Here is a 19,605-nt window from a genome sequence, read left to right on the forward strand (position 1 = left end):
GCCTCATTTGAAACCACTCAAGATACTCTTTGCGGGTACGCCAGACTTTGCCGCCCGCCATCTACAAGCCTTAATCAATTCAGAGCACCAGGTAATCGGGGTTTACTCCCAACCAGACAGACCCGCGGGCCGTGGTAAGAAGCTACAGGCCAGCCCGGTCAAAGCCTTGGCACTCGAGCATGATATCCCAGTCTACCAACCCGTGAGCCTGAGAAACGAAGACGCCCAGGCAGAGCTCGCCGCTCTCGGCGCCGACATCATGGTGGTGGTCGCCTATGGCCTTATCTTGCCTCAAGTGGTACTGGATACCCCAAGACTGGGTTGCATCAATGTGCATGGTTCCATCCTGCCTCGCTGGCGCGGCGCAGCGCCGATTCAGCGCGCCCTGTGGGCCGGCGATACAGCAACCGGCGTCACCATAATGCAGATGGATATAGGTCTGGATACCGGCGACATGCTGCTCAAGACCCATCTGCCGATCGAAGACAGCGACACCTCCGCCAGCCTATATGAAAAGCTGGCCGAGCAGGGACCAAGCGCCCTGATCCAGGCACTAAAAGGCCTCGCCGAAGGCAGCCTAACGCCTGAGCCACAGGATGAAGCCCTGGCAAACTACGCCGAGAAGCTTAGCAAAGAGGAGGCGCAGCTCGACTGGCGCAAACCGGCCGAGCAACTTTGGCGTGAAGTTCGCGCCTTCAACCCTTGGCCCGCGAGCCACTTCCCCCATCAGGATGCGGCAATCAAGGTATGGCAGGCCAGCGTGTCAGACGAGGCGGATAAACAGGCCCCAGGCACCATCATCCGCGCCGACAAGCAGGGCATAGCGGTCGCCACCGGCGAAGGCGCGCTGGTTCTCGAAACCATTCAGCTGCCGGGCAAGAAAGCCATGCCGGTGGCCGACGTGCTTAACGCCCGCGGCGACTGGTTTACCCCGGGCACCCAATTACAAAGCGTCACCTCAGCAGATGAGGCGCAGACATGAAGAACCTGCGAGCCCTCGCGGCCAGAGTCGTCTTCCAGGTATTAGAGAAAGGAGTCTCACTGTCCGTGGCCCTGCCCGAACAGCAGCAAAGACTCACCAGTGGGAAAGACAAGGCCCTACTAGCCGAGCTCTGCTATGGCGTGATGCGCCACCTGCCCCAGCTCGATAAGCTGGTGAGCGACTGCATGAGCAAGCCGCTCAAGGGCAAGCAGCGCATCGTACATCAGCTGCTACTCGTGGGATGTTATCAGCTCTATTTCACCCGTATCCCCGGCCATGCGGCGATCTCGGAAACCGCCGAGGCCTGTCGCCAGCTCAAATTCGAGGGATTGGTCAAGGTGGTCAACGGCGTGCTGCGCAACCTGCAGCGCAACCAGAAGCCGCTGCCCGAGGACAACGAGACCCTGGCCTTTAACACCCCAGCCTGGTTGATCAAGTGCCTCAAGGCCGCCTACCCAGATAGCTGGCAAGAGGTGATCGCCCAGAGCCATCAACGTCCGCCCATGTGGCTGCGCAACAATCAGTTATCCCAGACCCGAGAGCAATATCTGGCGCTACTCGACGAGCAGGAGATAGCGGCCACACCCGGTGCGAGCAATGACGCCATACTACTGGAGAGCCCGAAAGATGTCGGCCTGCTCCCAGGTTTTGCCGATGGCGCCGCCTCGGTACAAGATGGCGCGGCGCAATGGGCCGCCAGTCTGTTGGCCCCCGAAGCAAATGAGCTGATTCTCGATGCCTGCGCCGCCCCCGGCGGCAAGAGCTGTCATCTGCTGGAGAGTGAACCCAGCATAGATCTGGTGGCGGTCGACTTCGACGCCAAACGCCTCGAGCGGGTGCAGCAGAACCTCGACAGATTAAGCCTCAAGGCCAAGCTGGTGCACGGCGACGCCGCCAAGATAGACACCTGGTGGCAGGGCGATAAGTTCGATCGCATCCTGCTGGACGCGCCTTGTTCGGCCACCGGCGTGATCCGCCGTCACCCGGACATAAAATGGCTACGAAAGCAGGCCGACATCGAAGAGCTAGCCACATTGCAGTCACAAATTTTGGATCATTGCTGGCAGTGGCTTAAACCCGGTGGCACACTCCTGTATGCTACATGCTCAATTTTACCGCAAGAGAACGCCGAGCAGATCGCGGCGTTCTTAGCGAGAACCCAAGACGCAACCCTGATTCCAATCGCACAACAACAAAACAGCGATGACATTGGCTGGCAAATCACGCCGGGCCAAGACGATATGGATGGGTTTTACTACGCTCGCTTGGTTAAGGGATAACGTTAGGCTATGAAAATTATCATATTAGGTGCGGGTCAGGTCGGCGGCACATTAGCGGAAAACCTGGTTGGTGAAAACAACGACATCACCATAGTCGACAATGACCGCGACCGGCTGCGCTCGCTGCAAGACAAGTATGACTTGCGAGTAGTGCTGGGCCACGGTGCCCACCCTGGTGTCCTCAAGGATGCCGGCGCCGAAGACGCCGATATGTTAATTGCTGTTACCAATAGCGACGAATGCAACATGGCCGCCTGCCAAATTGCCTTCTCCCTCTATGGTACCCCCACCAAGATCGCCCGTATCCGCTCGGAGCAGTATCTGGCACTGCGGGACAAGCTGTTTATCGACAGCGAGACCAAGCAGAGCGAGAACCGACCTCGTGGTGGCTTCATCATAGACGAATTGATCGCCCCCGAGCAGCTGGTTACTTCCTACATACGTCGCTTGGTGGAATATCCAGGCGCCCTGCAGGTACTGGAGTTTGCCGAGGGACGCCTAAGCCTAGTAGCCGTGCGCGCCTATTATGGCGGCCCGCTAGTGGGTAACGCCCTGGCAGCCCTGCGCGAGCACATGCCAAACATCGACACCCGTGTGGCGGCCATCTTCAGACAGGGCCGTCCCATCATGCCAAGGGGTACCACCATCATTGAGGCGGACGACGAGGTATTCTTCGTCGCCGACAGTCGCCATGTGCGCGCCGTGATGAGTGAGATGCAGAAGCTGGACAACTCCTACCGCAATATCATGATCGCCGGCGGCGGTAACATAGGCCTGGGACTGGCCAAGCAGCTACAGCGTAATCATGCGGTCAAGCTGATCGAACACAGACCGGATCGCGCCGAGGCGCTGTCTGAGAAGCTGGAAAATACCACGGTATTCTGCGGTGACGCCTCAGATCAGGAGCTGCTGCTCGAGGAGCATATCGACCAGACCGACGTATTTATCGCGGTCACCAACGACGACGAGGCCAACATCATGGCGGCTCTGCTGGCCAAGCGTATGGGCGCCAAGAAGGTGATGGTGCTGATCCAGCGTGAAGCCTATGTGGATATCGTCCAGGAGGCGAATATCGATATCGCCATCTCGCCGCAACAGGCGACCATCTCGGCGCTGCTAACCCATATTCGTCAGGGGGATATCTGTAACGTCTACTCACTGAGACGCGGCGCCGCCGAGGCAATCGAAGCCATCGCCCACGGCGATCCCAGCACCTCCAAGGTGGTGGGCAAGCAGATCAGCGAGATCAAGTTGCCACCCGGTACCACCATAGGCGCCATCGTCCGCGACGACGAGGTGCTGATGGCCCACGATAAGACGGTCATCGAGCAGGGCGACCATGTGATCTTGTTCCTGGTGAACAAGAAATTTATCGGTGAAGTTGAAAAGCTGTTCCAGCCTAGTGCATTCTTCTTCTAAGCTACTCAAGAAGCCAAGACTTAAATCGCGATGCTAAATTTTCGGCCGCTACTCTTTATCTTAGGCGTGTTCCTGTCGACCCTGACCGCCTTTATGTTTTTTCCGCTGCTCTTCGCCCTACTCTATGGCGAGGAGACGGTGGGCGCCTTCATGATCGCCTCGCTGATCACTGGCACCTGCGCCAGCGCCTGCATGCATCAAGGGCAGAGTGAAAACATCCGTCTCAATATCCGCGATATGTTTCTGCTTACCAGCCTGACCTGGTTTATCGTTAGCCTGTTTGCGGCCATGCCCTTCACCCTCTATCACGGCATCAACTACACGGACGCCTTCTTCGAGACCATGTCGGGGATCACTACCACTGGCTCTACCGTGCTGTCTGGCCTGGATACCATGGATCACAGTATTCTGATCTGGCGCTCGCTGCTGCAATGGCTGGGGGGAATAGGCTTTATCGTGATGGCGGTGGCCATTCTGCCGTTTCTCAACGTGGGCGGTATGCGGCTGTTTCGCACCGAGTCTTCGGACTGGAGCGATAAGGCGGTGCCTCGCACCCAGGATATGGCCAAGCACCTCTTCTATGTCTACATCATACTGACGGTCTGCTGCGGTGTGGCCTACCACCTGGCGGGGATGACCTGGTTTCAGGCGATCAACCATGCCATGACCACACTCTCCACCGGCGGCTATTCCACCTCAGACAGCTCCATGGCGGCCTTCTCTAAGCCCGCCCACTGGGTCGGCACCATCTTCATGGCAGCCGGCGGCTTACCCCTGTTGATGTTTGTTCACAGCCTGTCCCAGCGTTCGCTGCGGATCTGGAACGACGCCCAGGTGAAGGGCTACCTCATCTTCCTGGCATTCGTCTCCTGCAGCCTGGCCTTCTGGCTATGGCATGGACACGATATGACGGCGGCCGACGCCCTGCGTCTGGCCAGCTTTAACGTGGTCTCGGTGGTGACAACCACAGGCTACGGCCTCACCGACTACACCTCCTGGGGCGCGGTGGCCAACGTGGCCTTCCTCTTCCTGATGTTTGCCGGCAGCTGTTCGGGTTCTACCTCTGGGGGAATAAAGATCTTCCGTTTCCAGATCGCCATTGCCATCATGCGTGAGCAGCTGAAGCAACAGTTCCACCCTAACGGTATCTTCAAGGAGCGCTACAACGGGCGCCCCATCACAGAAGATATCGTGCGCTCCCTGGTCACCTTCATCCTGCTGTTTATGCTGGTGATAGTGCTCTTGTCGGTGATCTTGGTGTCTACCGGACTCGACCCGACCACCAGCTTTACCGGTGCGGTGACGGCGGTGACCAATGTGGGCCCAGGGCTTGGGCCAGTGATCGGTCCGGCGGGGAACTTCTCCAGCCTGCCAGACATCGCCAAGTGGTCGCTGGCCATCGGCATGCTGCTGGGGCGTCTGGAGATCCTGACGGTGGCGGTGCTTTTCCACCCTAACTTCTGGAAATACTAGACGCGGTACTGGCCCCAGAGGCGGTGTTGCTCAGGTGTTAGGAAGGTCCAGGCCAGCACACGGGTCAGCTTATTACCCTGGGCCATCTCAAGGGTCTCTACCCGCTTGGCCCCCACCAGCTCTAGCAGACGATAGCAGGGCTTAAGATTCTCCTTCTTCGACACCAGAGAGGTAAACCAGAGGCACTGCGAGCCGAAATTCCGGCTCTCACGGATCATCTGGCTAAGGAAGGCCTGCTCTCCCCCTTCGCACCAGAGCTCCGCCTTCTGGCCGCCAAAGTTCAGCTTCTCCTTACTCCGCGCCACCTCATGGCCCTTGGCTCGCTTGTTGGCTGCTAGGTTCTTCAGCTTACGCTCGCTGCCTCTGCTTGCCTCGGCCAAAGAGGCATGAAATGGCGGATTGCACAGAGTCAGATCGAACCTATCCTCGGACGTGATGACACCGGTAAAGATCTGTTTCGAATCTGACTGGTGGCGTAGGCTTAGCTTGCCCGCCAGCTGTGGGTTGTTTGCTATGATCCGCTCGACATTCTTAAGGGACACCGGGTCGATATCACTTGCCACGAAGCGCCAACCGTAGACCTGATGTCCCAGCAGTGGATAGATGCCATTGGCGCCTGTGCCGATATCCAGGGCGACCACCCGCTCCCCCTTGGGCGCTCTCGTCACATTAGGCAGCTTGCGCTTACCCCCCTTGCTCCCAGGAGTCGATTCGGCCAGCAGATCCGCCAGATAGTGCAGGTAATCCACACGCCCCGGGATAGGCGGGCAGAGAAATCCCTCGGGAATATCCCAATAGCTCAATCCATAATGCAGCTTGAGCAGCGCCAGGTTAAGCAGCTTCACGGCCTTGGGGTCGGCAAAGTCGATTGACAAGTTGCCATAGGGATTGGGACGCACGAAGGGCTTTAGCTCCGGCGTGGTATCCATCAGCGCCTCGAAGTCATAGCCCTGCCCATGGAGATTACAAGGGTGCAGGCCCTTGCTCGCCCCCTGGCTCTTGCCCTCAGCTGGCTTAGACTTGGCTTGTAGTTTTACTTGTGATTTTACTTGTGGTTTCGATTCTGGCTTAGCTTTTGGCTTAGCTTTTGGCTGAGCTTTTGATTTAGTTTGAGACGAAGGCTTTGGCCTTGAGGCCTTAGCAGACGGCTCTTGAGAAACAACTTTCTTGGCGCCGGGGCGCGCGGGCTTTCGAGACAGGGTCATCAGGGGATCCTGGCTGCACGCACGGCATGCAGCCCATAACACATTAATCGTACAGGTATTTAGTAAACAGCAGGTTGACGATAAGCGGCTTGCCTATCTCCTGCTCCAGCAGACGATTCAGGGTATCGTAGCACTCGCGGCGGATCTCCTCCTTGCCGGTCAAGGACTTCACCTTATCTTCGGTCTGCGCCCCTAAGATCTCTATGATGGCGGCGCGCAGTAGCGGGTCGTGATGTTCAAGCACGATCAGATCTTCCGGCACCTTGACCATAAGCTCGACACTGATCTTCACAAAGCCCAGCTTCTTACGATTGGAGATATAGTTAGTCACAATATCGGGCTCGAAACCGTAATAGGCGTAGGTATCGACCACCTCTTCCTCTTCGGCATACGCCCCCAGGCTCAGTACACTGGTCACTAGCATGAGGCACAGCAGCGCAAACTTTTTCATATTAGACGAATACTCCGTTCATGATTTGATGGTCAACCCTCGTTTTTCAGCCAGGCGATACCTTATTAACGGCACCGATACTTAGATGCTTTAGTACTCAAGGCTTTAATTACCGACATCAAAGCCTCGTCGTGATAAACTGCTGACGTTTTTGAGTATTGTACCGAGAATTTAATGAGTGTGACCAGGTTAAGCTTCCCCTATGGTGAATCCATTCAATGGCATTCACCGGATCAAATTCCCCAGCTGCCACCGAGCCCCTTCAGGGAGTGGCTATTAGCTTCCGGTAGTTTAACCCAAAAACTCAAGTCTCACTGCACCCAATTTGAGGTCAAGGTGTTAGGCGAGGCCATGTTGCCTCCCTTCCCGGGCGAATTGCCCCACCAGGGGCAAGCCTGGATCCGTGAGGTGCTGCTCTGTCTGGATGGCATCCCCTGGGTATTTGCCCGCACGCTAGTGCCCGGCGCCATGATGGACAGCGCCCAGGATAACTTCCTCTCTCTGGGCACCCGCCCCTTGGGCGAGCTGCTGTTCACCAGTGGCGATTTCACCCCGGGCAAGATAGAGGTCGGCGAGTTTACCGCCTGCGACTCCCTCGCCAAACTGATCGATTCGCTCGAGCAGGAGAGTCACCATCCCTTGTGGGGCCGCAGACGCTACTTCAGCCATGGAGACCAGCAGCTGATCGTCAGCGAGATCTTCCTGCCCAAGGCCCGCCAGCTCATCGACCGGCTGGCATAAAAAAACGCCTCTTAGTGAGGCGTTTTTTTATTTAGCTTCGGCGGCGCAGTCCCAGGAGCATCAGCAATGACAGGCTGATCCAACCCAGACTACCACCACCCGAATCCTGCTTGGTCTCGACAACTGGCGGCTGCACCACGGGAGCGGTCACCGTCAGCGTCAGGCTCTTGCTCGCCTGATTATTGGCCTCATCGGTTACCGTCAAAGTCACTGTATAGCTACCCGCCGCACCATAGGTGTGTGTCGGCGAGGCGGCCGTGCTCGTCTGCCCATCGCCGAAATTCCAGGCATAACTCAGCGAACCAACCCCTTGATTGGACAGGTTGCTAAAGGTCACCGTCAGATCGCTGGCCTTATAACTGAAATCCGCCACCGGTTGGATGACGACCGTCACCTGAGTGTTGGCTGTGACCGACTCACCGGCGCCATCTGTCACCGTCAGGGTGACCTGATAGCTTCCCGATGCCTGATACACATAGGTTGGCGCCGCCAGGGTGCTAGCAGCGCCGCTGACTCCAAAGGCCCAGGCATACTGATAGCTGCCGTCGCCACCAGTCACATTGGCGCTGAAGCTGACGCTCGCACCCTCTTGTGTCTTAGTGATAGAAGCGCTCAATGCCCCAGGCGCTGGCGGAGGCGTCACAGTGCCCGAATACTCGAAGCGTACCTTGGCGCTGCTGGAATCCTGGCTCTGGGTAACCACCTCCATGGTCAGGCCTAGCTCTGGCAGTATGATGCCCGCCTGCGGCTTGAGTGGCGCACTATAATCCTGGCTGTCATCAAACAGGCTGTTGCCCGCCAGATGATTGTCACCAAAATAGGTGGATTGGTTATACAGGCTAAAGGTGGCATCGCGGATCTGGGTCGCCGTGCCATTGGTGCCGATCAAGTCCTGGTCGGCATCGACCACACCAATAAGGCCACTGCCTGGATGCTTGCTGGAGTTGTTGTCAGACTCGTTGAAGTTCTCCAGCCAGAGCAAGACACCCGGCTCGTAGGCATGGCTCTTCAATCCGGCATCGACGCCGTTGTAGCTGCGCAGCTGCACCAGGTAGCGGCGCGGCTTGCCTGGACGGGTGTTATCGATTCTGGCAAAGCCACCGTTTAGCGCCATGGTATTTGGTTCCTCGGCGCCGTCGCTGTAGATAACCGACTCACCGTCGAGCACCTTAAGCTCATCGAACACGAAACCATAGTCGCCCACCGCCTCATCGGTGAAGTAGACGATGCTGATCTGACGATCGCTGCTGCCCGCATAGGCACTGAGGTCGAAGCTTAGCTCCACCCAGGAATCGGCGCCTTCGGCACCCGCCACATCGGAAGACTTACCCGTAATGATGTTCTTAGCGTTATTGATGATGTTGCTGGCCTTGGTGTGATTACCGGCTAAGGCCACATCGCCCACCTTCACCTGCACATAGTCATAGTCTGTCTCTATGTTCCAGTGCGCCTTCATCTTTAGCGTCAGGCTGCTGCTCGCCGGGAAATCCAGGCTAAAGGAGGCCGCAGTGCTCAGCAGATTACCTTGACCGGAATAGTACTGATAGCTGCCGGCATAGGGCTGCTTGAAGGGAATATTGTCCGAAGGCAGAGGAATAGAGATCTGGTTCACCTGGTTGGCATTGACGGCCTCGGCCAGCTGTACCTCCTGACCACCCGTCGGGATAGCGGCCAGATCCACCTGAGTCTCGTTGATCCACTTGCCCTTATACTTGTTTTGCAGATAAGAGCGGGCATAGGGACTAAAGCCTGTCGGCTGGCTGCCAGGGATATCCCCGGTCCAGCTACCGCCAGACATGATAGACCAGGAGCCCACGGGCGAACCGTCGCCGCTGTTGCTGGTGTCGTACTCGTCAGGCAGGCCGAGATCGTGGCCAAATTCATGGGCGACCACACCGGCGGCCGCATCTATGGGTTGAACCGTGTAACCAAACACCTTCTTGCCCGTGCCAGGGATCTCATAGCCAGGCGAATTGCCTTCGTAGACAAAGTAACGGTGCGACCAGATAGCATCGTCACCCAAGACGCCACCACCGGCCTCTTCGCCTATGCTGGAGTGAAACAGCATCACATGGTCTATGTCGCCGTCGGCCTCATTGAGATTACCGTCGCCATCGAGATCGTAAGGGTCTTCCACGTCGAAGGAGGCGATTTCGCTGGGCGTCATGCTGGCCAGCGCCTGAGTCACCGCCTCTTTCACCAACTCGGGTACCGCCTTGTCGTCATCGTCGTTGTTAGGGTCATTCTGTCCGTAATAGGCCGCATTTTGGTTGGCGGTATACCAGCCATAGACCTTACCGGTGAAATAGAAACTTCCGCCAGATTCTGCCTGATAATATTGATACCCAGTCAACAGGTTCTGCCCCTGAGGGCCGGCAAAGCCGGTCGTCGAGAACATAAGATCCTGATAGTGGGCGACAGGGTAGCTCGAATAATACATGGGCGTATCGGCGGCTGTCAGGCGGTTGTTGTCGTGGGGCAGATCGGGAAAGTCGATCAGCACACCCAGTACCTTCACCGTCTTAGTCACATCGGCGTCGGCCTGGGGCGTCACGAAGGACATCACCCGCGCCTTCTGCTGGGTCTTCTGACGCATACTCTGCTGAGATTCCAGCTTGGCCTGAACCTGACCGCCTTTTTCCTGATAGCCCTTGGCTCTCTGGGTGTAGGCCTTAATTGCGGCGCGCTTCTCCGCCTCGCTGGCATCACTGGCCAACTCACCACGTTTCACCAGCCAATAGAGGATCTGCTGCTCGTTAATCACCCCGGCGTCGGCCACGCCAGTCACTTCCTTCATGGTGATCGGGGCGGCATTTACCGACGCGCCAATCAGCAGGAGGGAGAGGCTCAATGCGGACAACGCACCGGCATAATACTGTCTCTTCATGCTAAAAATTCCTTGTGCCTATATTTATCCCCAAACGGAACGCCTTCCCCGCTGGGTGACCCTAAGGCTGCCTAACTTAGATAATTTTAGTGGGGACTTGGGAAGGGGGCTAACTCATCGCTATAGGCATTTAGATTGCCAATAAAAATCGACACAAAAACGCGTGAGTTAAGCGGCCGAAGACTCGGCCAGACGGGTGTTAACGCCCACTTAGCGGCAAACGTAACAACAACACCCAAGGTCCACTACAAGACATTAACAGTATTTTTCCCTGTAGAGTAGAGTAAAAGTGCTATTTTTCACTAAAGAGGTATAGGTCAGCGGCTAAATAGCGAGAAGCACGGCCAATCGCCACGCCACGCTTATCTCTTATCTCTTCTCTCTGCCTCAATCAGTGCTGAGCCAGCTGCGATAGATGAGCAGCAGCACAGAGGCGGACCAGCTAAAGTTGGTGCAGTGCAGCCCGTCTCCGGTCAGGGGATCATAGTTTTCCCGAATGGGGCTATCACCCAGTACACCTTCGGCTTCATTCACCAGCTGAGTGGCGAGGCGCCGCGCCAGCTCGTCCTGGCCATAGCGGGAGACTCCCTGCAGGCCAAACAGCGCCTGATCCAGCCAGACGGGGCCGCGCCAGTAACGCTGCGGGGCAAAGGCCGAATTGTCGGCGCTCACAGTAGGAAAGGGCAGCTTAGTCCCGAAGTTCGAAGCATTGAGCTGAGTAGCGATCATCCGCTTCGCCTGAGCCTGACTGGCGGCGCCGGCCCACAGCGGCAGCCAGCCCTCGACCCCCTTGCCCTCGGCGATCATCAAACGTGAACGCTCACCCGCTATGCGTCTGTCGTAGAAGAAGCCACTCTGCTCATCGAAAAACTCGCTGCGGATCAGCTGTCCAAGGCGGGCCGCCTGCTCATGCCAAACCGCTGCCTCGCTATCTAAGCCCAGTAACTCGGCCATCTGCGCCAGATAGCCCTTCTCCGCATACAGGTAGCTGTTGAGATCCACAGACTCTTGGGAGATGGAGTAACCCAGCAGTCGCCCCTTAGCATCATAATTTTCCAGCACCTCGAGCCCATCGCCCATGTCGAAGCGCGGCGCATTATCCATGCCCGACTCCCAGGCCGCCGCCTCAATCACTGCCTCCCTGTCCGGCTTACCCGGCTCACCATGGCGAGGATGTCGATTGGCGCCATATTCCGCCAGGCCGTTGTGGTTATGGTCTCGATTGCGATACCACCATTCATGGTAGGCGACCAGCTTAGGGTAGAGCTTGGTAATCAACGCCTTATCCTGGCTCTGCTGGTAGATCTGCCATACCGCCCAGGCCGCCAATGGTGGCTTGCCGTTACGCTCATTCCAGTTGCCCCCCTTGCCGCCGCGACTGGCATCGGGGTTATAGAAGATGGCGTCGGGCAGATTGCCCGCATCCTCGGGGCGCAGCGGGTCCTTGGCATCGAACTGATAGTCAAACATCGCCAGCACGTTCGACTCGGCCAGCGCCACATCGAACTGCGCCAGCGCCACCGCCTGTTTCCAGCTGTCCCAGGCCCAGACACCGTTGAACCACTTATAGGTCACAGATGGGGTGACGGCATCATGCAGCAGGGCGCCCGCCGGGCTGCGCCAGTTGTGCAGCAGGGTCATCATGGCCTTGGCGGCCAGGCGCCTGGCCGGAAGATCGCCACCACGCACTAGCTTATCCAGCCGCTGCTGCCACCGGGACCGATTGGCCACAAGCTTCGCTGTCACAGTAGGCCAGTCAAGCTTAGCCGCGTGCCTGGCATCACTTTGAGTATGAAAATACTGGTGGGCGGCGCGTAGCACAGTCGCCTCCCCCGGTGCCAGGGTCAGCAGCCCACTGTCGGCGCGATAGCCCTGGGGTCCCTCGGTCGATAGGGTTAGCGCCTGCTCAAACGCCAGCCGGTAACTGGCATCGTCGAGCTGCATCTGCCAGGTCTGATCTATGGGGGTAAACTGCCAAGTCACGGCATTATCGCTCAGCAGCCGCTTATCGACCAAGCGATACTGTTTCAGTTTGGGATGAGTGGCAAAGGGGCTGCCCGACCAGCTCAGACGCCAGGAACCTGGCTTGTCACTCAGGTTAATCAGCCTGGTCGAGACGATGGCGGTGCGATTATCGCTATATTCCAGGGTGGTGATGAGCTCAAGATCCTTGAAACGAAAGCGCTGCACCAGTCCCCAGGGCTCGCTATAGATCTCAACCTGCTCCGCCTTGGACAGATCCACACTCTGACCAGACTCCCCGGAAAACAGCTGCAGTTTCTGCAGACTATCGCTCAGATGCAGGCTGTACTCCTGGGCGATAAACAGCGGCCCGGTGAAGCCGCCATAGTAGGCGGGCGAGTCCGGCAGATGAAAACCATGCCAGGCGCCCTGGTCCATGTAGACGGCGGGAATCGTCAGGTTGCCCTGTGGATCCCGCTGCTCCATAGTATTTGGGGTTCCCCGGTAGTTGAGCAGATCCCGATACTCGCTGGCCTGCGCCGAAGAAACAGAGGACAGAGAGCAGAGAAGAGACAGAGAAAGCAGCAGGAGGCGGCGAACAGATAGCGCAGGCAGACGCGTCATGGGATCACTCAAGGGTTGATTGAATACAATATTCAAATCATTCCAGAGTCGCTTGCCAGATGCAAGGAGATCTCTTCTTCTCAGGCTGAGTGTTGGCCCTTAGTCATTGAATTTCAGGCAAGCGGTAAGGAGTTCGCTAGACGCGCCAGAAGGGTTAAGCGCAGGCCAGTTCGGCGAGTGCCCAACCCTTACCTAAGATTTTCTTAGCTGGCGTGGGCGATATATTGGGCCACGCCGTCGAGGAACATCTGCACAGAGATCATCACCAGCACCATACCCATCAGGCGCTCCACCGCCGTCAGCCCCTTCTCACCCAGAAGTTTGGTAAACAGCTTATAGAAGAGCAGAATCACGGCGCTGGCTACCCAGGCAGCAAACAGGGCTATGGTCCAGTCCATCATGCGCGAGCTGTCGGTATGGGCCAGCAGGATAAGCGCCGCCAACACGGAGGGACCAGCCATCAGGGGGATCGCCATAGGCACGATAAAGGGCTCTTCACCGGCTGCCAGCCCCACCACGCCGCCAGGCTGGGGGAAGATCATTCTGATAGCAATGAGGAAGAGTATGATGCCGCCGGCTATGCTGACCGACTCAGATCTCAGGTTAAGAAAGCTGAGAATCGCCTCACCGGCAAACAGGAAGAGCAGCATGATGATCAGCGCGAAGATCAGCTCCCGCACCAGCACCTTGCGCCGCTTCTTAGGTTCGATATGACGAAGAATCGAGGCGAAAATGGGTAAGTTCCCCAGGGGGTCCATGATCAAAAACAACATTACCGCAGCAGAAAAGATGTCCATAGCTCAATATTCGTCAAAAGTTGAACCTATATTGTATAACTTAATGACAATATTAATCAGTAGCTAAGATAACAAAATCGACACTCTTCCCAGGTTTTTCCGCCGTCCTCGGGGGCGCCATCGGGCGCGCGCCATGTAAATTCTTTTTCCCCTCGGGTTAATTGTTCGATTGGCAGACATAAGACTGATATACTAGCTGGCTTTCTAGGCTCCCTTGTTAACACTTATATGTACTATCTCGTCGCCAGTTGTATTGCACTCCTGTTAGGCCCACTCTTCTATCGTTTCTTTACGACGGGGACAGGTCTGCAAAAAGGCTTGGATGGTTTCATCTTCGTGTCCCTTGGCGGCCTGGTGCTGATCCATATCCTGCCCGAGCTCCTGGAGCACGGCGGTTTCCTCTCCCTGCTGTTTGTTGTCGTCGGCCTCTGGGGCCCGACCCTGAGCGAGCGCCTGTTTCACCGCTACTCAGAAGTCACCCATAACCTGACCCTGACACTCGGCATAGGCGGACTCCTGCTACACACTCTCACCGACGGCGGCGCCATGGTGCTGGCCCAGCAGGACGGTAACTCCAGCCTGTTGGCTCTTGGCGTGATTCTGCATCGGCTGCCTGTGGGGCTGGCGATCTGGTGGCTGCTCAAGCCTCAAGTCGGTAGTCGCTGGGCATCCATAGTGTTGGGCGGCATGATGCTGCTGACAGGCGTGGGCTATTTCGCCGGCGAGCAGCTGCTGGCGCAGCTAAGCCTGGACAACACCGTCTATCTGCAGGCCTTCGTCACCGGCTCGATTCTGCACGTGGTGCTGCATCAACCCCATGGTCACACCATAGACGACAAGCAGGGTAAGTATGAATATCAGGCAGGCATCGGCAGCCTGCTGGGTATCGCGTTGCTGTTTGTGCTACTGGCGTTCGACTCCGGCGGCCACGATCATCACGAACACAGCCACAGCAGCGATCAACTGCTGGACTGGCTGCTGACCCTGGCGCCAGTGCTCCTGCTGAGCTATAGCCTGGCGGCGATGCGCTACCTGTTTGGCCTGTCACCTCACCATGAGCGCCTGAGCCAGCGCTGGCTGCAACGCCTGGCGGGGCCAGAGGCGCTGGTGATCACTCTGCTACTACTTGGGCCTAGCCTGGCATTTATCCAGCTGATCGGCCTGACATTGGTGGGGATCTTACTCACCATGACCCGAGTCGAACCCACGGATCCTCATCTGGGATTACCTAACTCCGCCTGGCGCTTCGGCTTCGCCCACCTGGTGGATCGCAGCGCCCCCTGGATCATCCTCAGCCTGGTGCTGGCCAACCTTATCGGCCACCCGTCTGTGCCCCTCACCTCACCTCTGGTGCAGGTTGGCGTATTGCTCCTGCTGCTTCTGCCGATGCGTTTCTGTAATCTCGGCGGCGCGGTACTGGCGCTGGCGCTGGCCTACAGCGGCTGGACCATGGAAGCCGTGATGCTGGTGTTGCTGGCGGCACCCGTCTTCAACCTGGCACAGCTGAAATTGATGGACTGGACCCAACGGCTGGCGCTCACAGGGGTGATCGGCCTCTGTCTGCTTGGCACCCACTGGTTGATCCCTGAATGGAGCCGGCTGCTCAGCCTGCCCGAGACGGTCAACCAACTGAGTCTGGCACTGGTCGCCATGCTATTTGCCGCCAGCCTGCTACGACTTGGGCCGCGAAAGTTTATGGCCCGCATCATGTTGTGGAAGCCTAAGGCTCATGATCACAGCCATGCGCATACGAATAGTCATGACCACAGCCATGAACCTGCTAACGGTCATGAACACAAGCACAGCCATGAGCACAAGCACACACATCATCATGAGCACGGCCAGCACTAGGGGATAGCTTTTCTCGCCACGGGGGGCTAAGTTAGAGACAAACGCCCCCTCTGGAGCCATCCATGTGCATTCTCTTCGTCGCCCTCGAGGTACATCCCCAGTATCCACTGATCCTCTGTGCCAATCGGGACGAGTTTCACCACAGACCCACAGAGCCGGCCCACTTCTGGCCCCCTGACAATAGGCTGCTGGCAGGCAAAGATCTCGAGGCCGGTGGCAGCTGGCTCGGAATGAATCGCCAGGGCGAAATTGCCGCGCTCACCAACATTCGCGCTCCTGAGCTGCACGAGGCCAATCGTCACAGCCGGGGCGATCTGGTGATCAAGGCGCTGACCCAGTCCCAGACCATAACCACGGGCTGGCTCAGGGAGCACAGCCAACACTACAACCCCTTCAACCTGCTGTTCGGGAAAGACTTGGAACTCTACTGCTACCACAGCGTCAGCAAGACGGTGAAGCCGCTGTCACCAGGCTTTCATGCCATCAGCAACGGCGCCCTCGACGATATCTGGCCCAAGATGGCCAAGGGGACCCAGGCCCTGGAGCGGGAGATCACCCAAAGTGACGAGATAGATATTCAGGCCCTGCTGACCATAATGACAGACGAGCGACAGGCACCCGATGCGGATCTGCCGCAAACTGGCGTGGCTCTGGAATGGGAGCGGCTGCTCTCCTCCATCTATATCAAGCATCCGGAATATGGCACCCGCTCGACCTCCATCCTGCTGCGAGACAGACAGGGCAGGTGTGAGTTTGTCGAGGTCAGGTACGATGGTAAGGGGAGAAACCTGGGCAGGCAGGTGTTTAAGTTCGAGACCGGCCCCGAACAAGGGGCCGAAGTAGACGGCGAGTCGCCTAAAACGGCCTAATCCGACGAGTGATCGTGCGTGATCACCCACTTATCGTCTATCTTCTCCACCAAGAGAGTAAATACACCGTTGGGCTTGTCTTTGACCCGGGTCAACTGCCAGCGGCCCACGACGATGGCGGCATAGTTGCTCAGCATCTTGGTCTCTTCTATGGTGAACTTGAGCTGCCCCAGGGTCGCCTTATCGGGATAGTTTTTCTTGTAGGCCGCCAGCGTCTCGGCCCAGCCATAGCGGAATTTATTGCCCGAGACGAAACGCATCTTGTCACTCTGCCAGTAGCCTTGCATATAGGTATCCAGATCGCCGCGATTCCAGGCCGCCTCCTGCTCCCGCAGGATATTGGCAATATCGTCCGTCGGTACCGCCTGCACCGGGAGTCCCAGCAGCAGGAGCAGTAAAATCCATCCTTTTTTATGCATCATCCTCTCCAGAGGGAAATATTAGTTGTATTATATAATAAATGTTCACTAAGGCATTATCTTCTCTATAAAAATGCCTCGTTAGACCGATTCAGTAGAGCCTAATTTATGTTTCAATCTTTGTGTAAAGCTATCCTCAAACTCAGCGGCTGGACCATAGACGGTCACCTCCCCGAGGCGCCTCAATATATCGCCATCGTCGGCCCCCACACCAGCAACTGGGACTTCATCGTCGGCGTATTGGCCAGGGGCGCCCTGGGGCAGAAGATCCACTTCCTCGGCAAACATCAGCTGTTTATTCCCCCCTGGGGCTGGTTGTTCCGCGCAATAGGCGGCACTCCGGTGGATCGCCGCAAGAACAACAACCTGGTAGACGCCGCGGCGCAACTGTTTCAGCAAGACCCTAATTTCAAGCTGGCCCTGGCACCGGAAGGTACCCGCAGCCCGGTGAAACGCTGGAAGACAGGCTTCTACCATATCGCCACCAAGGCACAGGTACCCATAGTCACGGTAGCGCTGGATTTTGCCGGTAAGCGAGTGGTGATCCCCGAGGCGATAAGCGTCACCGGCGATATCGACAAGGAGATGGCGCAGATCCTCGACTTCTACCGTACCATCAAGGGCCGCCATGCCAAGGCCATCCCCGACTACCACGCCTAAGACAGCCTAACAGATTGCCAAATCGGGTCGCACTGGTTATAGTGCGGCCACCGGCATTTTGTATACAATTTTCAGATGAACTTAGATACCTGGCTACTCTACCTGGCGGCAATCCTGCTTATCGCCATCTCTCCCGGCACCATGGCGGTGCTCTCCATGAGTCATGGGATCCATTTCGGCAAGGTGCGCAGCCTGGCCACCGCACTGGGGAGCGTCAGCTCGGCCCTCTTGTTGATGTTTGCCTCAGCCGCCGGCCTGGGCGCGCTGCTGAGCGCCACAGAGTATGGCTTTACCCTGCTTAAGTATTGCGGCGCGGCCTACCTTATCTATCTGGGGATCAAGCTAATACTGACCAAGGCCAGTGCCCAGGAACTGAACCTGCAACACATCAAGGGCAAGGGCTCGCCTAAGCAGATGTTTAAAGAGGCCTTTCTGGTAGGGATTAGCAATCCAAAGGATCTGCTCTTCTTCGGCGCCCTGTTTCCACAGTTTATCGATATCACCGCGCCCCAGGGGCCACAGCTCGCCATACTGGCGCTCACCTGGGCCCTGGTGGATTTCAGCTTCGTGATGATCTATGCCAGCATGGCAAACGTGTTGGCCCCCAAACTCAGGGCCAGCAACCGTCTGCATTGGTTTGACCGTACCAGCGGCGGCGTATTTCTCACCCTGGCCGCCATACTCGTCACCCGAGACTAACCCTTAAGACTACGCACATCGGCGCCGGTCGGTGCCTGGAAGGCCCGCAGGTTAAACTGCGGCAGAATCGCGTAGATATGGTCGAAGATATCCGCCTGAATATCCTCATAAAACGCCCAACGGGTATCATTGGTGAAGATATAGATCTCTATGGGTAACCCCTCTGTGGTCGGCGCCAGCTGACGCACCAGCAGGGTCATCTCCTGATGCACCTTAGGGTGCTTACGCATATATTCCAGCAGATAGGCCCTGAAGGTGCCGACATTGGTGAGGTTGCGGCTATTCACCGGCATGTCGCCATCCTGAATCTTGGCGTTGAACTCGGCGATCTCCGCCTCTTTGCGAGCCAGGTACTCCTTGAGCAGGTTGATCTTACCCAGGCGCTTAAGCTGTTCATCACTGAGAAAGGCGATGGAGTCGATATCGATATTCACCGCCCGCTTGATGCGCCGACCGCCAGACTCTGACATGCCGCGCCAGTTCTTGAAGGCGTCGGACACCAGGGCGTAGGCGGGGATCATAGTGATGGTCTTGTCCCAGTTCTGCACCTTGACCGTGGTCAGTGAGACCTCTTCCACCGCGCCGTCGGCGCCGTACTTATCCATCTGAATCCAGTCACCAGGGCTGACCATGCGGTTGGCCGCCAGCTGAATACCTGCCACGAACCCCAAGATAGTGTCTTTGAACACCAACATCACCAGACCCGTGGCGACACCCAGGCCGCTGAGGAAGTAGACCGGCGACTGCTCCGCCAGCACAGAGATCGAGATGATGATGGCGACGAAGAACATAAACAGCTTGAGCAGCTGCACGAAACTCTTGATCGGCAGGCGACGGCTGATCATGTTGACGTCGGCGATCTCGTTACCCGCATCCAGCACGCTGTACACGGCGCGCACGAAGAGGATCACTATCGCCACATCCAGCAATCTATCTGCCAGGCTGCTGAGTAGCGGATGCTCCACCAAGGCCAGCGGCAGCAAGATGTTGAGGATCAAGGCAGGCACTAGCTTGGCCAGCTTCTCCAGCACCCTATGCTTCATGAAGATGTCGTCCCAACGCACCTTAGAGCGCTGGATCACTATGTTCATTGTGCTCACCACGCCGCGTTTCACCACCACATAGCCGATGAAGGCGATCAACAGACAGGCAAAGACCATGATGCCGGTAGATACCCCGTCCGAGGGGCTATCTATGCCAAAGTGGGTCAACCAGAGCGACACCTGTGCGCGTAATTCTTGATCCAAAATTCTCTCTCCTTGCAAATTCACCTGTTGTGGCAAATC

Annotated in this window: 16 protein-coding genes; 9 read left to right on the forward strand and 7 right to left on the reverse strand. The window is 57.2% G+C overall.

The window, feature by feature from the left end; genetic code table 11:
• The first annotated feature begins 7 nt into the window (after positions 1 to 7).
• From fmt to K0H80_RS19155, 4 genes are read left to right on the forward strand one after another with little or no spacing between them, the layout of a single operon-like run.
• On the forward strand, positions 8 to 982 hold the full coding sequence (gene fmt / locus K0H80_RS19140) for a methionyl-tRNA formyltransferase (protein WP_220072635.1): 975 nt from the start codon (positions 8 to 10) through the stop codon (positions 980 to 982).
• The gene (rsmB, locus tag K0H80_RS19145) at positions 979 to 2,262 is read left to right on the forward strand and encodes a 16S rRNA (cytosine(967)-C(5))-methyltransferase RsmB (RefSeq protein WP_220072636.1); all 1,284 of its coding nucleotides are present in this window, start codon (positions 979 to 981) and stop codon (positions 2,260 to 2,262) included. Before fmt ends, rsmB begins: the two co-directional genes overlap by 4 nt.
• Positions 2,263 to 2,271: 9 nt before the next feature.
• Positions 2,272 to 3,681: a Trk system potassium transporter TrkA gene (gene trkA / locus K0H80_RS19150; RefSeq protein WP_011867533.1), complete on the forward strand. Its 1,410-nt coding sequence runs from the start codon at positions 2,272 to 2,274 to the stop codon at positions 3,679 to 3,681.
• Positions 3,682 to 3,711: 30 nt separating this feature from the next.
• Positions 3,712 to 5,154, forward strand: coding sequence for a TrkH family potassium uptake protein (locus K0H80_RS19155; protein ID WP_220043719.1), 1,443 nt, complete (start codon positions 3,712 to 3,714; stop codon positions 5,152 to 5,154).
• Here the strand turns inward: K0H80_RS19155 and rlmF are convergent.
• Together rlmF and K0H80_RS19165 are read right to left on the reverse strand one after the other, a co-directional pair.
• The gene (gene rlmF / locus K0H80_RS19160) at positions 5,151 to 6,359 is read right to left on the reverse strand and encodes a 23S rRNA (adenine(1618)-N(6))-methyltransferase RlmF (RefSeq protein WP_220072637.1); all 1,209 of its coding nucleotides are present in this window, start codon (positions 6,357 to 6,359) and stop codon (positions 5,151 to 5,153) included. The two genes, K0H80_RS19155 and rlmF, sit on opposite strands and share 4 nt — an antisense overlap.
• Before the next feature lie 43 nt (positions 6,360 to 6,402).
• Positions 6,403 to 6,810: a flagellar basal body-associated protein FliL gene (locus K0H80_RS19165; RefSeq protein WP_011867536.1), complete on the reverse strand. Its 408-nt coding sequence runs from the start codon at positions 6,808 to 6,810 to the stop codon at positions 6,403 to 6,405.
• 174 nt (positions 6,811 to 6,984) lie between these two features.
• Between K0H80_RS19165 and K0H80_RS19170 the strand changes: the two genes are divergently transcribed.
• On the forward strand, positions 6,985 to 7,551 hold the full coding sequence (locus K0H80_RS19170) for a chorismate--pyruvate lyase family protein (protein ID WP_220072638.1): 567 nt from the start codon (positions 6,985 to 6,987) through the stop codon (positions 7,549 to 7,551).
• A 31-nt stretch (positions 7,552 to 7,582) separates the two neighbouring features.
• Here the strand turns inward: K0H80_RS19170 and K0H80_RS19175 are convergent, their stop codons facing one another.
• The 3 genes from K0H80_RS19175 to K0H80_RS19185 form a co-directional block, all read right to left on the reverse strand.
• Positions 7,583 to 10,438, reverse strand: a complete 2,856-nt coding sequence (locus K0H80_RS19175; RefSeq protein WP_220072639.1) for an immune inhibitor A domain-containing protein — start codon at positions 10,436 to 10,438, stop codon at positions 7,583 to 7,585.
• Positions 10,439 to 10,825: 387 nt separating this feature from the next.
• Complete coding sequence (locus K0H80_RS19180; protein WP_350354811.1) at positions 10,826 to 13,060, reverse strand: MGH1-like glycoside hydrolase domain-containing protein; 2,235 nt, start codon at positions 13,058 to 13,060, stop codon at positions 10,826 to 10,828.
• Positions 13,061 to 13,227: 167 nt separating this feature from the next.
• Positions 13,228 to 13,821, reverse strand: coding sequence for a YhgN family NAAT transporter (locus K0H80_RS19185; protein WP_011867540.1), 594 nt, complete (start codon positions 13,819 to 13,821; stop codon positions 13,228 to 13,230).
• Positions 13,822 to 14,049: 228 nt separating this feature from the next.
• On the opposite strand from K0H80_RS19185, the gene K0H80_RS19190 reads away from it, so the two are divergent.
• Positions 14,050 to 15,672, forward strand: a complete 1,623-nt coding sequence (locus K0H80_RS19190; protein WP_220072640.1) for a ZIP family metal transporter — start codon at positions 14,050 to 14,052, stop codon at positions 15,670 to 15,672.
• 62 nt (positions 15,673 to 15,734) lie between these two features.
• Complete coding sequence (locus K0H80_RS19195; protein WP_220072641.1) at positions 15,735 to 16,541, forward strand: NRDE family protein; 807 nt, start codon at positions 15,735 to 15,737, stop codon at positions 16,539 to 16,541.
• Here the strand turns inward: K0H80_RS19195 and K0H80_RS19200 are convergent.
• A complete protein-coding gene (locus tag K0H80_RS19200) occupies positions 16,538 to 16,960 on the reverse strand; it encodes a YybH family protein (RefSeq protein ID WP_220074039.1) in 423 nt (140 codons plus the stop codon). The two genes, K0H80_RS19195 and K0H80_RS19200, sit on opposite strands and share 4 nt — an antisense overlap.
• Positions 16,961 to 17,068: 108 nt before the next feature.
• Between K0H80_RS19200 and K0H80_RS19205 the strand changes: the two genes are divergently transcribed.
• Both K0H80_RS19205 and K0H80_RS19210 read left to right on the forward strand, forming a co-directional pair.
• A complete protein-coding gene (locus K0H80_RS19205; RefSeq protein WP_220072642.1) occupies positions 17,069 to 17,620 on the forward strand; it encodes a lysophospholipid acyltransferase family protein in 552 nt (183 codons plus the stop codon).
• A gap of 75 nt (positions 17,621 to 17,695) precedes the next feature.
• On the forward strand, positions 17,696 to 18,319 hold the full coding sequence (locus tag K0H80_RS19210) for a LysE family translocator (RefSeq protein WP_220072643.1): 624 nt from the start codon (positions 17,696 to 17,698) through the stop codon (positions 18,317 to 18,319).
• Here the strand turns inward: K0H80_RS19210 and K0H80_RS19215 are convergent.
• Positions 18,316 to 19,566 (reverse strand): mechanosensitive ion channel family protein, encoded by a 1,251-nt coding sequence (locus K0H80_RS19215; RefSeq protein WP_220072644.1) that lies wholly within the window; start codon positions 19,564 to 19,566, stop codon positions 18,316 to 18,318. The genes K0H80_RS19210 and K0H80_RS19215 overlap by 4 nt on opposite strands.
• Positions 19,567 to 19,605 lie beyond the last annotated feature (39 nt).

Origin of the sequence: Shewanella aegiceratis (genome assembly GCF_019457495.1) — a bacterium.
GTDB lineage: Bacteria > Pseudomonadota > Gammaproteobacteria > Enterobacterales > Shewanellaceae > Shewanella > Shewanella loihica.

Excerpts from the sequence above, each read along its gene's own strand:
- rsmB (WP_220072636.1), top strand. The coding sequence starts at position 979 with ATGAAGAACCTGCGAGCCCTCGCGGCCAGAGTCGTCTTCCAGGTATTA.
- trkA (WP_011867533.1), top strand. The coding sequence starts at position 2,272 with ATGAAAATTATCATATTAGGTGCGGGTCAGGTCGGCGGCACATTAGCG.
- K0H80_RS19155 (WP_220043719.1), top strand. The coding sequence starts at position 3,712 with ATGCTAAATTTTCGGCCGCTACTCTTTATCTTAGGCGTGTTCCTGTCG.
- rlmF (WP_220072637.1), bottom strand. The coding sequence starts at position 6,359 with ATGACCCTGTCTCGAAAGCCCGCGCGCCCCGGCGCCAAGAAAGTTGTT.
- K0H80_RS19165 (WP_011867536.1), bottom strand. The coding sequence starts at position 6,810 with ATGAAAAAGTTTGCGCTGCTGTGCCTCATGCTAGTGACCAGTGTACTG.
- K0H80_RS19170 (WP_220072638.1), top strand. The coding sequence starts at position 6,985 with ATGAGTGTGACCAGGTTAAGCTTCCCCTATGGTGAATCCATTCAATGG.
- K0H80_RS19175 (WP_220072639.1), bottom strand. The coding sequence starts at position 10,438 with ATGAAGAGACAGTATTATGCCGGTGCGTTGTCCGCATTGAGCCTCTCC.
- K0H80_RS19185 (WP_011867540.1), bottom strand. The coding sequence starts at position 13,821 with ATGGACATCTTTTCTGCTGCGGTAATGTTGTTTTTGATCATGGACCCC.
- K0H80_RS19190 (WP_220072640.1), top strand. The coding sequence starts at position 14,050 with ATGTACTATCTCGTCGCCAGTTGTATTGCACTCCTGTTAGGCCCACTC.
- K0H80_RS19195 (WP_220072641.1), top strand. The coding sequence starts at position 15,735 with ATGTGCATTCTCTTCGTCGCCCTCGAGGTACATCCCCAGTATCCACTG.
- K0H80_RS19200 (WP_220074039.1), bottom strand. The coding sequence starts at position 16,960 with ATGCATAAAAAAGGATGGATTTTACTGCTCCTGCTGCTGGGACTCCCG.
- K0H80_RS19205 (WP_220072642.1), top strand. The coding sequence starts at position 17,069 with ATGTTTCAATCTTTGTGTAAAGCTATCCTCAAACTCAGCGGCTGGACC.
- K0H80_RS19210 (WP_220072643.1), top strand. The coding sequence starts at position 17,696 with ATGAACTTAGATACCTGGCTACTCTACCTGGCGGCAATCCTGCTTATC.